A 14201-nucleotide genomic window follows, 5' to 3' on the forward strand; every position below is an offset into this window, starting at 1 on the left:
AGAGCACACGGTTCATACCCGTGGTGTCGAGGGTTCGAATCCCCCTCTCGCTACTACACGAAAGATGAGTCTGTAAATCGAGTGAAAGGTTTACAGGCTTTTTTATGTTGCCGGCATATTCATACAAAAATATACAAAATTTCTTTTTACTATTGCCATAATCCCCAAAATCCTTTATAATGCAAAAAGGTGAAAGCAAAAGTTCATTGTAATGACAGTAGTATGAAATGATAACAGGGTGGTTATTCAAAAAAGGATAACTGCCTTGTTTTTGATTATAGGAAAAATCGCTATTGTAAAACCTTTTGCCGAATCACATCAACATTCACGAAAGAGAGGGAAAGGAATGGAGAAACAAGAGAAAAACACAGTAACACCCTACGACCTTGATGGAAGGCCGCCACTGAAGCTGGCGATTCCTCTTGGTTTGCAGCATGTGCTGGCTATGTTCGTAGGTAACCTTACACCGCTTCTGATCATCACAGCAGCCTGTGGAATCGAAGCCGGCGGAGAACTGCAGGTAGCACTTCTACAGAATGCCATGCTGATTGCAGGTATTGTAACATTGGTTCAGGTATTTACCATAGGACCTGTGGGTGGTAAACTCCCCATCGTTATGGGAACCAGTTCCGGTTTCATTGGCGTATGCCAGAGTGTTGCAGGAGTCATGGGTAATGGAGTGGTTGCGTATGGTGCGATCATGGCGGCATCCTTTATCGGCGGTCTTTTTGAAACTGTACTGGGAAGCTTCCTGAAACCATTGAGAAAATTTTTTCCGTCAGTTGTAACAGGAACCGTTGTATTATCAATCGGTCTTTCACTGATTGCTGTTGGTATCAGTTCTTTTGGAGGCGGAAGTTCCGCTAAGGACTACGGTTCTCTGGAGAATCTGTTTGTAGGCTTTGTAGTTCTGGTTGTAATTGTCGTATTAAAACATGGAACAAAAGGATTTACAAGCTTTGCATCAATTCTGATCGGTATTATCGTTGGATATGTGCTGGTAAGTATTATGGCAGCAGTTCTTCCTACCACATTTACCTATGTGGATGATGCAGGTGCAACAGTAGAAGCTACCAAATCCTGGGTTCTTAACTGGGATAAAGTAGCAAGCGCATCCTGGTTTGCAGTGCCGAAGATCATGCCTGTCAAATGGGTATTTGATGCAAGGGCAATCGTTCCGATCTGCATCATGTTTATTGTAACAGCTGTAGAAACTGTCGGTGATATTTCCGGTATCACAGAGGGCGGTCTTGGAAGAGAAGCTACAGACAAAGAGCTTTCCGGCGGCGTTATGTGTGATGGCCTTGGATCTTCACTGGCAGCAGTATTTGGCGTACTTCCGAATACTTCTTTCAGCCAGAACGTAGGTCTGGTTGCAATGAATAAGGTTGTAAATCGTTTCTCAATTGCAACAGGCGGTATTTTCCTTATCGCATGTGGTCTGTTTCCTAAGCTTGCAGCACTGATCTCCATCATGCCTCAGAGTGTACTGGGCGGTGCGGCAGTTATGATGTTCTCATCTATTGTTGTCAGCGGTATCCAGCTTATCACAAAATGGCCGGTAACTCCGAGAAACGTAACAATTGTCTCCGTTGCACTTGGTCTTGGCTATGGACTTGGGGCAAACTCAGCAGTCCTTGCACATATGCCGCAGGCGATCACACTGATCTTTGGTGGTTCAGGAATTGTACCTGCAGCACTGTTTGCTATTATTCTGAATATCGTGCTTCCACCGGATGAGAAATCCGAAGTTGAGATCGCAGAAGAGATTCTTGACATGAAGAAAAAAGAGACACAGAAGAAATAGCGGCACACTGGGAGTGTTCGAAAGTGAATAAGTAAAACAATAAAAAGCGTGAAACCGGGAATATCTGGTTTTGCGCTTTTATTCAGATTATAGTAAATGATTATCTGGTGCAGATATGTGGTGAAAGCAGACTGCAGATATCTGTAATGAATTTCCTGATAATGGTTACTGTTCACTCTGTTCACAGCAACACGCTTCGCAATGCAGGAAATATGAACCTCTTTGTGCAAAGCCCAAGGAGTATCGTTTGCTTTGCAAACTTAATTTATGCTAATCGCATAAATTCGCGCGGTATGTCTCGGGTTTTCTGTGACCTTCGTTCACAAAAAACACCTCGCGGGATATTACCAGTGAACAGTAACTGATAATGATAAAAATATGTTATTGAATGAAATTCAGGGTTGACAAATATAGCTTCCGGTGGTAAATTAAGTGTAAATTTAACAGATTAAACCGATGAAGCGGAAGTCAAAGCAGTCATGCGCGCACAGAGAATCCGGGAAGGTGAGAGCCGGGTGGAAATGCAGTCTGCCAAATGGGCCGCTGAGGGCACAGTGAAAGGTTGAAGATTACAGAGTGAGCTGAGTATCCTGTGACGTGAGGCATACGTCAGTTGCCGGAAATATGAAGGTATTTCGCAAAGAGTACGGTTCAAACCGTAAATCAAGGTGGCACCGCGGGTGAAGTATATACGCTCGTCCTTGACAGAAACGATAATTCTGTCAAGGGCGGGCTTTTTTGTGTTCCTGACAGAAGCTGAATTAATCACAGGAGGTGTTTCCATGTATCCAACATTAGAAACCATCAGGCAGCTTGCACAGACAAAAGAATATCGTCGTATTCCTCTGTGCAGAGAACTTTATGCAGACAGATATACACCGGTAGAGGTAATGCGCATTTTGCGAAAGGCCAGCCGCCATTGTTACCTGCTGGAAAGTGCCAGCCAGACAGAAGCGTGGGGAAGGTATTCTTTCCTGGGGTATGAACCATCCATGGAGATTACCTGTACAGACGGAACATTGAAGATTCGGACAACCGATGCTGAGGGAAAAACAGAGGAAACCGTAAAGCAGGTCACACATCCCGGTGATACTCTCAGAGAAATCATTCGGAAATATAAAACCCCGGTAATGGAAAAGATGCCTCCTTTTACAGGCGGTCTGGTAGGATATTTCTCCTACGATTATATCAAATACAGTGAACCAAAGCTTAAACTGGAGGACAGGGAACAGCAGGATTTCAGGGACATGGATTTAATGCTTTTTGATCAGGTGATCGTATTTGACCATTTCAGACAGAAAGTACTTCTCATCACAGGTGTGATGACAGATGATCTGGAAGCTTCCTACGAGAAAGCAGTAAAGAAGTTGGAGGAAATGGCCCAGCTGATCCGAAACGGGGAGCATATGGAATTTGAACCGCTGAAACTTCAGTCAGAAATACAGCCGAAATTTCCGAAAGAAAAATATGCAGAGATGGTGGAGAAAGCAAAACATTACATCAGAGAAGGCGATATTTTCCAGGTAGTGCTTTCCAATCCCATGCGTGCGAAAGCAACAGGAAGCCTGTTTGATACTTACCGGGTTCTTCGGGCGTCTAATCCCTCTCCTTATATGTTTTATTTCTCCAGCGATGACATTGAACTGGCAGGTGCTTCCCCGGAAACCCTTGCAAAACTGGAAAATGGTACCTTAAGTACCTTCCCTCTGGCAGGAACCAGACCAAGAGGGAAGACAAGAGAAGAGGATAAAGAACTTGAAGAGGGACTTCTGAAAGATGAGAAAGAGCTGGCAGAACACAATATGCTGGTAGACCTGGGAAGAAACGATATTGGAAAGATCAGCAAGATCGGAACTGTAAAAGTAGAAAAGTATCTCTGCGTAGAACGTTTTTCCCATGTAATGCATCTGGGCTCCACAGTAACAGGAATCATCCGGGATGATAAAGACGCTGTGGATGCAGTAGACGCAATCCTTCCGGCAGGAACCCTTTCCGGAGCACCCAAATTCAGAGCCTGCCAGATCATCGAGGAACTGGAACAGAGCAAACGAGGCATTTACGGAGGTGCCATCGGATATCTGGATTTTGCAGGAAACCTGGATACCTGTATTGCCATCCGCCTGGTTTACAAGAAAAACGGAGAAATCTGTATCCGTTCAGGTGCCGGAATCGTGGCAGACAGTGTACCGGAAAAGGAATTCCAGGAATGCTGCAACAAGGCAAGAGCAGTGGTACAGGCAATTGAACAGGCACAGGAGGGATTAGAATGATATTACTGATCGATAATTATGACAGCTTTTCCTATAACTTATATCAGCTCATCGGTGCAGTGGAACCGGACATTAAAGTAGTGAGAAACGATGAGTGTACACTGGAAGAAATCGCAGAGATGAAACCGGAAGCCATCATTTTATCCCCTGGTCCGGGAAGGCCGGAGGATGCAGGTATCTGTATTCCGGTGATTAAAGAATTTGCAGGAAAAATCCCCATCCTGGGTGTGTGCCTGGGACATCAGTCCATCTGCGAAGCCTTTGGAGGAACAGTTTCCTATGCAAAAGAGCTGATGCATGGAAAGAAAAAACTGATGTATAAAACAGGAGAAAGTCAGCTTTTTAAGGGTCTGCCGGAGACCTTTGCAGCAGCCAGATATCATTCCCTGGCAGCATTAAAGGATACCCTGCCTGCAGAACTCAGGGTGACAGCAGAGTCAGAGGACGGAGAGGTCATGGCAGTGGAACATACGAAATATCCTGTGTTCGGAGTACAGTTTCATCCTGAATCGGTAATGACACCGGACGGTAGAGTGATGATAGAGAACTTTATGGAGGTAGTGAGAAATGATTAAGGAAACCATTATTAAATTATCAAAGAAACAGGATTTAGCTTATGCGGAAGCAGAAGCTGTAATGGACGAGATTATGAGCGGTCAGGCAACACCTGTACAGATGTCTGCTTATCTTACTGCATTAGCTTTAAAAGGAGAGACAATTGATGAGATCACAGCTTCCGCAGCAGGAATGAGAGCTCACTGTATCAAACTTCTCCACAACCTGGATGTGCTTGAAATCGTGGGTACCGGCGGAGATGGTTCTAATTCCTTCAATATTTCCACTACTTCTTCTCTGGTGATCGCAGCAGGCGGTGTTCCGGTTGCAAAACATGGAAACAGGGCAGCATCCTCCAAATCCGGTGCAGCAGATGTTCTGGAAGCACTGGGAGTGAAGATTACACTGACGCCGGAACGCAGTGCAGAGATCCTGAAAAAGATCAACATCTGCTTCCTGTTTGCGCAGAATTATCACATTGCAATGAAATATGTGGCACCGATCCGTAAAGAGCTAGGAATCCGTACTGTATTTAACATTCTTGGACCGTTAAGTAATCCGGCAGGTGCAAACATGGAACTGATGGGAGTTTACGATCAGTCACTGGTGGAGCCACTGGCACAGGTTATGGCAAATCTGGGCGTTAACAGAGGAATGGTTGTCTATGGACAGGACAGTCTGGATGAGATTTCCATGTGCGCACCTACTTCTGTATGTGAGATCAGGGATGGCAAATTTACTTCCTATGAGATCACACCGGAACAGTTTGGATATGAGAGATGTGAGAAGGGTGCCCTGACAGGTGGTACACCTGCAGAAAATGCAGAGATCACAAAAGCAATCCTGAAAGGTGAGGAAAAAGGTCCGAAGCGTCAGGCGGTATGTTTAAATGCAGGTGCAGCACTCTATATCGCAGGAAAAGCCGCTTCCATAGAAGAAGGAGTGAAGCTGGCAGAATCCCTCATCGACAGCGGTGCAGCACTGAAAAAACTGGAAGAATTTGTAGAAGAGACAAATAAATAAAAAGCAACCCCCAATTACTAATGTAAAGGAAATCTGTAACTGTCCGGTAATCTGCTGACTGTGGATATACAGAACAGTTACAGAAAAATCATAGAGATTATGAAGAATATATTAGAAGAAATAGCAGCCAGAACAAGAGAAAGAATTGCAAAAGAAAAGACCTGTATTTCTGTTTCAGAGCTGGAGAACCGGATTCAGGAAGTAAATAAAAATGCAAGGAAGAGAATTACATTTCTCCAGGCATTACAAAAAGACGGTATGTCCTATATCTGCGAGGTAAAGAAAGCCTCCCCCTCAAAGGGACTGATTGCACCGGATTTTCCATATCTGGCAATTGCAAAGGAATATGAACAGGCAGGTGCAAGTGCAATCTCCTGTCTCACAGAACCTTTTTATTTCCAGGGAGCAGACCGGTATCTGAGAGAAATCGCAGCCGCTGTACAGATACCTGTACTCCGCAAGGATTTTACAGTAGATGAATATATGATCTATCAGGCGAAATCCCTTGGTGCTTCTGCGGTATTGCTTATCTGCGCCATCCTGGATGACGGAGAATTAAGAGCATACAGACAGCTTGCAAAAGAGCTGGGACTGGATGCACTGGTAGAAGCACACGATGAGTACGAAGTGGACAGAGCCTTAAATCTCGGGGCAGAGATCGTGGGAGTCAATAACCGGGATCTGAGAACCTTTCAGGTAGATATGAACAACAGTATCCGCCTGAGAAAAATGGCACCGGACAATGTAGTTTTTGTTTCCGAGAGCGGAATCCGCACCCCGGAGGATATCCGAATTCTTTATGAAAATAAAGTGGATGGGGTACTGATCGGGGAAACACTGATGCGAAGTCCGGACAAGAAAGCAGCACTGGAAAGCCTGAATGGCAGCCCGTTACGCTGAAAGATCGAATATTATCTGAGAGGATAGAATATGACCAGAGAACAACAGCAAAGAACCAAAATCAAAATCTGTGGTCTGAAACGCCCGGAAGACATTACCTATGTAAATGAAGCAAAACCTGATTACTGTGGATTTATCATAGAATTTCCGAAGAGCAGCAGAAATGTTACAGGTGCATTGGTGAGAGAACTTACTGCAAAACTTAATCCAGACATTATCCCTGTAGGTGTTTTTGTAAATGCAGCACCTGAGCGTGTGGAGGAACTGCTTCTTGACGGAACTATCCATATTGCACAGCTTCATGGACAGGAAGATGAGGCATATATACGGAGAATCCAAAAGAATACAGGTCATCAGGTTATAAAGGCCTTTTCCGTAAAAACAGCTCAGGATATTGAAAATGCCCTGAAAAGTCCGGCAAATTATATACTGCTTGATCAGGGTGGCGGTGGAACCGGACAGACCTTTGACTGGTCACTGATCCCGGAGATAGACAGACCCTTTTTCCTGGCAGGAGGACTGGGTGCAGATAATCTGGAAACAGCCGTCCGGACTATTCATCCCTATGCAGTAGATCTGAGCAGTAGTGTGGAGACAGATGGAATGAAAGACAGAGATAAGATTTTGAAGGCAGTTCAACTGGTGCATATGAAATAAGATAACCGAATCAAGTAAGTCACCTGCTTCAATTGCGAAAAGCAATAAGCAGTGGGTGGGGACTTGCTTGTATCAGGAGGAGTGCAAGCTCCTTCTGATAAACTGCGGAGCAGTTATTCGGTTATGAGCAAGTAGCGAAGCGGATTGCGAATATCTGCTTGACTAATTCAGAAAGAACATAGAATACTCTGACCGACCATCTGACAGGCCAGGGATTACATACATAAAAGGAGGACATATACAGATGTCAAAAGGAAGATTCGGCATCCATGGAGGACAGTACATTCCGGAAACACTGATGAATGCTGTCATCGAACTGGAAGAAGCCTACAACCACTATAAAGATGACCCGGAGTTTAACGCAGAGCTTACAGAGCTTCTGAATGAATATGCAGGAAGACCATCCCGTCTCTACTTTGCATCTCACATGACAGAAAATCTGGGTGGAGCAAAAGTATACTTAAAGAGAGAAGATTTAAACCATACAGGTGCTCACAAAATCAACAATGTACTTGGTCAGGTACTTCTTGCAAAAAAAATGGGCAAGACCCGTGTCATTGCAGAAACAGGCGCAGGTCAGCATGGTGTGGCAACAGCAACAGCAGCAGCTCTTATGGGTATGGAATGTGAAATCTTCATGGGAAAAGAAGACACAGAACGTCAGGCATTAAATGTATACAGAATGCGTCTTCTGGGTGCAAAGGTCAATGCAGTTACTTCCGGTACCGCAACACTGAAGGATGCTGTTTCCGAGACAATGAGAGAGTGGACAAACCGTATTTCCGATACACATTATGTACTTGGTTCTGTAATGGGACCTCATCCGTTCCCTACAATTGTTCGCGATTTTCAGGCAGTGATCTCCAAAGAAATCAAAGAGCAGATCCTTGAAAAAGAGGGCAGACTTCCGGATGCAGTGCTGGCATGTGTGGGCGGTGGTTCCAATGCAATCGGAACATTTTACAATTTTATCAATGACAAAGATGTCCGTCTGATCGGATGTGAGGCAGCAGGACGTGGCGTAAATACGGCAGAGACAGCAGCTACCATTGCAACCGGCAAACCGGGAATCTTCCATGGAATGAAATCTTATTTCTGCCAGGATGAATATGGTCAGATCGCACCTGTATATTCCATTTCCGCAGGTCTGGATTATCCGGGAATCGGACCGGAACATGCGCATCTCTATGATACAGGACGTGCAGAATATGTACCTGTCACAGACGAAGAAGCAGTAGAGGCATTTGAATATCTCTCCAGAACAGAGGGAATCATTCCTGCTATTGAGAGTGCTCATGCAGTAGCTTACGCAAAGAAAATTGTTCCGCAGATGAGAAAAGACCAGATCGTGGTCATTACAATTTCCGGACGTGGAGATAAGGACTGCGCAGCAATCGCGCGTTACAGAGGGGAGGATATTCATGAATAAGAGAATTACAGAAGCATTTGAAAAAGGAAAGGCATTTATCCCGTTTATTACCTGTGGAGATCCGTCTCTGGAAGTGACAGAGCAGCTTGTCTATGCAATGGAGGAAGCTGGTGCAGACCTGATCGAGCTTGGGATTCCGTTTTCTGATCCTACAGCAGAGGGACCGGTGATCCAGAGAGCAAATGTGAGAGCACTTTCAGGTGGTGTGACTACAGACAAGGTATTTGACATGGTGGTAAAGATCAGAAAGAACAGTTCTGTTCCTATGGTGTTTATGACTTATGCAAACGTGGTATTTTCTTACGGAACGGAGCGGTTTATTAAAACAGCTGCAGAAATCGGAATGGATGGTTTGATTCTGCCGGATGTGCCATTTGAGGAAAAAGAAGAGTTTGACAGTGTATGTAAGAAATACGGTATTGATCTGATCTCTCTGATCGCGCCGACTTCTCATGAGAGGGTCGCACAGATTGCGAAGGATGCGGAAGGGTTTGTGTATTGTGTTTCTTCTCTTGGTGTTACAGGAACAAGAACTAATATTACTACAGATATCGGGGCAATGGTGAAGCTGGTAAAACAGGCGAAAGATATTCCTTGTGCAGTTGGATTTGGAATTTCTACGCCGGAACAGGCGAAGAAGATGGCGGCGCAATCAGATGGAGCGATTGTAGGATCTGCAATTGTGAAGTTGTGTGCACAGTATGGCAGGGATTGTGTGCCCTATGTGAAAGAGTATGTGAAGTCTATGAAAGATGCTGTAATGGAAGCTTAAATATTGAAAAGGGGACGCGCAGAAACATATTTCATTTCGTGTGCGGTTTCGGAGCCTAAGAACTTCTAAGTTGCTAAAAATATGCTAAAAACATAAGAAAAATGACCCAAACTCGCCGCATGCTGCGGCTCAGACAGTGGGTCATTTTTCTTATAACGCATATTTTTATCAGCTAAGAAGTTCTAAGACTCCTGCAAATGCACACGAAATGAAATATGTTTCTGCGCTGTGTATTGGTATGAACTGGAGTAATTCGTATCTTTTATAAGAAAGATTTCAGAATCTGCAGAACTCCGTTTTCCCAGTAGGGCGGGCAGGTATTTTTGGCGGCAGCCCGGACTTCGGGGCGGGAGTTGGAGACTGCGTAGCTGAGACCGGCATTCTGAAGCATTTCAATATCGTTGAGGTTATCTCCGAAAGTGCAGGTTTCGTCAGGTGAAATTCCCAGATATTCCTGAAGGAAAGCAACGGAAGGACCTTTGCCGGAACCCGGGGCAGTACAGTCCATCCATTCCTTGCCGGCGGCAGCCATAACTGTTTTGTCTTTCCAGGTGGGAGTGAATAAAGGGGCGCACATTTCCTCACAGGCGTTGGGGTGGTAGACAGCAAATTTGTTTACCTGCTGCCCCTCGAGTTTTAACATTTCCGGAACTTCATGGATATCATATCCGTAAGAATCTCTCAGCCAGTGAAACATCTGGCTGCCTCCGTCTTCTGCGAAACAGCGTTCAGGTGTGGAAATAAAATAATCACAGGAAGGCATATTCTCTCTTACCATAGAACACATTCCTTTCCAGATTTCGTCCGGCAGAGTATCCACTTTCAGAATCTCCTTCGGAGTCCGTACAACAGTTCCTCCGTCAGAGATATAAAGCAGTCTGTCTGCGACAGGGGTAAACAGTTTTCTCTCACTTCTGTACTGCCGTCCGGAGCATGCCACAAACACAATCCCCTTATCAATCAGCCTTCCGATAACTTCCATATACTCCCTGTCAATAGCCAGAGTCCCATCCTTCACCAGAGTCCCATCTATATCTGAAGCAATCAATTTAATCATATGAATAAGAAATCCTTTCTATAATAAATACAATAGGCATTTGCGAAACTCTGAACCTATTGAAAATACTGGTTTTTCGTTTTACAATTACCTAATAAATACAATCCCCATTTTATCACGCCAAAATATAACTTGCCATAAAAAATTTAGAAAAATTGCAACTATTCACCAGTCCCAGTTCATGCGTTACCATCCTGCAAAATGTTCTGTGAGGAAATCTCATTTGCATAGCCTGTCGTTGCAAGGCGCATTACTGTGAACGAAGTGAGCAGTAACAGCTCGGCAGTCCCGCAGCCAGCCAACAGGCAGGAAATATTTTTGGTTTCAGGTGCATTTGCAGTGGGCGTAGTAACTCTTGGTGCGTGGGAATCTGCGTTATTCAAAAATTGCTCACTGTCTGAGCGAAGCGAGTTTGAGCAATTTTTGAATGTTTTTAGCAGATTTCCACACACCTAGAGTTATTAGCCCGCGAAACCGCACCTGAAACCAAAAATATTTCCTGTCGTCCCCAATTTTTTTGCCCGCCAAACCCCATTGACTTTTCCACCCTTTTTTCTTATATTATATAAATAGAAATCTGCGTACTCTGAAAACTACGCATTTAAACCCTGAAAAAAGGAGAGTTGCTCGAAATGAACAAAAAAATGCTCTTTGTTTTCAATCCCAAGGCAGGCAAAGGCAAGATCAAAACAAACCTGCTTGATATAGTAGATATTTTCAACAAAGGCGGTTATGAAGTCATTATCTATTCCACACAGAAACCAAAAGATGCCTACGAGAAAGCCAAAGAATACGAATCCAAAGTGGACCTTATTGTATGTAGCGGCGGAGACGGGACTCTTGATGAGGTGGTTACCGGAGTAATGGAAAAGAAGAGTTCCATTCCCATCGGATACATTCCGGCAGGAAGCACCAACGACTTTGCAAACAGTCTCTTTATGCCGAAAAGCATGACAGATGCCGCTTCCATGATCATGGAAGAGAAACTTTATCACTGTGACATCGGCAGATTCAATAACCAGAGCTTTACATATATAGCAGCTTTCGGTCTTTTCACAGATGTAGCCTATCAGACAGATCAGGATCTCAAGAATATCCTTGGCCATGTAGCCTATCTTCTTGAGGGAGTGAAACGCCTTTTTGATATCAAATCATACCATATGAGAATTGAATCTGAAGAATTAACTGTGGAGGATGACTTCATCTTTGGGATGATCACCAATTCCCGTTCAGTGGGAGGGTTCAAGAACCTTACAGGTAAGAACGTGGATATGAATGACGGACTTTTTGAAGTTACCATGATCACAAGACCGAAGAATCCGCTGGAATTGCAGGAGATCATGACTGCAATGCTGACAGCAGAGGACAATACAGATCTGATTCATTCTTTTAAATCAGCCAGGGTGACCATTACCTCAGAAGAACCGGTACCATGGACTCTGGACGGTGAATACGGCGGCAGTCATACACAGATAGAGATTGAAAACTGCCACGAAGCACTGAATCTGTATCTAAAAAGTACAAAAAATGAGGAAACCAGATCAATTGGAATTTCCCCGTTAATAAATAAAAAGGAGAAATAAAATGGGTGAGTATATCAATGTAGTAGAGACTTTTGGATGTGACGTGTTTAATGATTCCGTCATGCAGGCACGACTTCCGAAGAAGATCTACAAAGAATTGAAAAAAACCATAGAAGAGGGCAAAGAACTGTCTATGGAGATTGCGGATGTAGTAGCACACGAGATGAAAGAATGGGCCATCGAGAAAGGTGCCACACATTACAGCCACTGGTTCCAGCCCCTTACAGGTGTGACAGCAGAGAAACACGATGCTTTTATCACAGCTCCGATGGATAACGGCAAGGTCCTGATGTCTTTCTCCGGAAAAGAACTGATCAAAGGTGAACCGGATGCATCTTCTTTCCCGTCCGGTGGATTAAGAGCAACTTTTGAAGCAAGAGGATATACAGCATGGGACTGTACATCACCGGCTTTTGTCCGTCATGATGCAGCAGGCGGAACACTCTGTATTCCTACTGCATTCTGTTCCTATACAGGAGAAGCACTTGACCAGAAGACACCACTTCTTCGTTCTATGGAAGCAATCAACACCCAGACACTCCGTCTGCTGAGACTTTTCGGAAATACAACTTCTAAGAAAGTAACTCCGTCAGTAGGAGCAGAGCAGGAATATTTCCTGATCGATAAAGAGAAATGGCTTCAGAGAAAAGACCTGATCTATACAGGCAGAACTCTTTTTGGAGCTATGCCTCCGAAGGGACAGGAAATGGATGACCATTACTTTGGAAGTATCCGTCAGAGAATTTCCGCATACATGAAAGAGGTAAATGAAGAATGCTGGAAGCTTGGAATTCCTGCAAAGACACAGCATAATGAGGTTGCCCCTGCACAGCATGAGCTTGCACCGATCTATGCACCGGTCAATATCGCAGCAGACCAGAACCAGATGATGATGCGTATCCTTAAAAAGGTTGCCAGCCGTCATGGAATGCGCTGTGTCCTTCATGAGAAACCATTTGCAGGTGTGAACGGTTCCGGTAAGCATAACAACTGGTCTCTTACCACAGATGATGGAATCAATCTTCTGGATCCGGGCAAAACACCTCATGAAAATATTCAGTTCCTTCTGGTCCTCACCTGTATCCTGAAAGCAGTAGATGAACATGCAGATCTTCTGCGTGAATCTGCGGCAGATGTGGGAAATGACCAGAGACTTGGCGGCCATGAAGCACCGCCGGCAGTGATTTCCGTATTTCTTGGAGAGCAGCTGGAGGATGTTCTGGAACAGCTGGTCAGCACAGGAACAGCAACTCACAGTAAAAAGGGAAGTAAGCTGGAAACAGGTGTTAAGACTCTGCCTGATTTCATGAAGGATGCTACAGACCGTAACCGTACTTCACCTTTTGCTTTCACAGGAAATAAATTTGAATTCCGTATGGTAGGCTCAAGAGATTCTATTTCCGCATGTAACGTAGTCCTGAATACGATCACAGCAGAAGTATTTAAGGAAGTATGTGACCGTCTGGAAAAAGCTCCTGATTTCGAACTGGCGGTACATGACCTGATCAAAGAATATGCCACAGATCATCAGAAGATCGTATTTAACGGAAACGGCTATGCGCCGGAATGGGAGAAGGAAGCTAAACGCCGCGGACTTCCGATCCTTCCGAGCATGGTGGATGCAATCCCTGCACTTACTACAGAGAAGGCAGTGAAACTCTTTGAATCTTTTGATGTATTCTCAAGAGCTGAGCTTGAATCACGCGCAGAGATTAAATATGAGATTTACTCTAAAGCAATCAATATTGAAGCAAAGACAATGATCGACATGGCAACCAAGCAGATTATTCCGGCAGTTATCAGATATACCACTGTTCTTGGCGAATCCATCAATACAGTGAAAACAGCGGGCGAAGGGCTGATCGATGTAAGTGTACAGCTTGACCTGCTTAAGAAAGCGTCAAAACTCTTAAAGGCTGCAAACAGTGCCATGAGTAAGCTGAGCAAACTGGTTGAGAAGATCCCGGAATATGCAGAGGGACGGGACAGAGCCGTATTCTGCAGAGAAAAGGTGGTTCCTGCAATGGAAGCTTTACGTGAGCCGGTAGATGAACTGGAAATGATCGTAGATAAGGAAATGTGGCCGATGCCATCTTATGGAGATCTTGTATTTGAAGTATAATGTTGTAAAAATATAAAGAAGAATGC

The 14201-nt window shown here is 44.4% G+C and carries 12 protein-coding genes; 10 read left to right on the plus strand and 2 right to left on the minus strand.

Annotation, left to right across the window (positions count from 1 at the left end; genetic code table 11):
* The first annotated feature begins 346 nt into the window (after positions 1 to 346).
* The 8 genes from LJE12_RS14625 (at position 347) to trpA (ending at position 9413) form a co-directional block, all read left to right on the plus strand.
* On the plus strand, positions 347 to 1807 hold the full coding sequence (locus LJE12_RS14625; protein ID WP_118566237.1) for a uracil-xanthine permease family protein: 1461 nt from the start codon (positions 347 to 349) through the stop codon (positions 1805 to 1807).
* Positions 1808 to 2589: 782 nt separating this feature from the next.
* Positions 2590 to 4077: an anthranilate synthase component I gene (gene trpE, locus LJE12_RS14630; RefSeq protein ID WP_055058793.1), complete on the plus strand. Its 1488-nt coding sequence runs from the start codon at positions 2590 to 2592 to the stop codon at positions 4075 to 4077.
* A complete protein-coding gene (locus LJE12_RS14635) occupies positions 4074 to 4652 on the plus strand; it encodes an anthranilate synthase component II (protein WP_161233468.1) in 579 nt (192 codons plus the stop codon). The genes trpE and LJE12_RS14635 overlap by 4 nt, the downstream gene beginning before the upstream one ends.
* The gene (trpD, locus tag LJE12_RS14640; RefSeq protein WP_161233469.1) at positions 4645 to 5655 is read left to right on the plus strand and encodes an anthranilate phosphoribosyltransferase; all 1011 of its coding nucleotides are present in this window, start codon (positions 4645 to 4647) and stop codon (positions 5653 to 5655) included. Before LJE12_RS14635 ends, trpD begins: the two co-directional genes overlap by 8 nt.
* 99 nt (positions 5656 to 5754) lie before the next feature.
* Positions 5755 to 6555: an indole-3-glycerol phosphate synthase TrpC gene (gene trpC / locus LJE12_RS14645; RefSeq protein ID WP_227226622.1), complete on the plus strand. Its 801-nt coding sequence runs from the start codon at positions 5755 to 5757 to the stop codon at positions 6553 to 6555.
* Positions 6556 to 6585: 30 nt separating this feature from the next.
* Positions 6586 to 7212: a phosphoribosylanthranilate isomerase gene (locus LJE12_RS14650; RefSeq protein WP_173701235.1), complete on the plus strand. Its 627-nt coding sequence runs from the start codon at positions 6586 to 6588 to the stop codon at positions 7210 to 7212.
* Positions 7213 to 7456: 244 nt separating this feature from the next.
* The gene (gene trpB / locus LJE12_RS14655) at positions 7457 to 8641 is read left to right on the plus strand and encodes a tryptophan synthase subunit beta (protein WP_173701236.1); all 1185 of its coding nucleotides are present in this window, start codon (positions 7457 to 7459) and stop codon (positions 8639 to 8641) included.
* Positions 8634 to 9413: a tryptophan synthase subunit alpha gene (gene trpA / locus LJE12_RS14660; RefSeq protein ID WP_161276524.1), complete on the plus strand. Its 780-nt coding sequence runs from the start codon at positions 8634 to 8636 to the stop codon at positions 9411 to 9413. The genes trpB and trpA overlap by 8 nt, the downstream gene beginning before the upstream one ends.
* 262 nt (positions 9414 to 9675) lie before the next feature.
* Here trpA and LJE12_RS14665 read toward each other — a convergent pair whose 3' ends face one another.
* A complete protein-coding gene (locus LJE12_RS14665; RefSeq protein ID WP_022381376.1) occupies positions 9676 to 10470 on the minus strand; it encodes a Cof-type HAD-IIB family hydrolase in 795 nt (264 codons plus the stop codon).
* Positions 10471 to 10649: 179 nt separating this feature from the next.
* Positions 10650 to 10853, minus strand: coding sequence for a hypothetical protein (locus LJE12_RS14670; RefSeq protein WP_173721798.1), 204 nt, complete (start codon positions 10851 to 10853; stop codon positions 10650 to 10652).
* A gap of 249 nt (positions 10854 to 11102) precedes the next feature.
* Between LJE12_RS14670 and LJE12_RS14675 the strand changes: the two genes are divergently transcribed.
* Together LJE12_RS14675 and LJE12_RS14680 are read left to right on the plus strand one after the other, a co-directional pair.
* Positions 11103 to 12053, plus strand: a complete 951-nt coding sequence (locus LJE12_RS14675) for a diacylglycerol/lipid kinase family protein (protein WP_008707346.1) — start codon at positions 11103 to 11105, stop codon at positions 12051 to 12053.
* 1 nt (position 12054) lies between these two features.
* Positions 12055 to 14175, plus strand: a complete 2121-nt coding sequence (locus LJE12_RS14680; RefSeq protein WP_227226621.1) for a glutamine synthetase III family protein — start codon at positions 12055 to 12057, stop codon at positions 14173 to 14175.
* Positions 14176 to 14201 lie beyond the last annotated feature (26 nt).

Source organism: Blautia sp. DFI.6.71 (assembly GCF_020593585.1).
Classification (GTDB): domain Bacteria; phylum Bacillota; class Clostridia; order Lachnospirales; family Lachnospiraceae; genus Blautia_A; species Blautia_A wexlerae.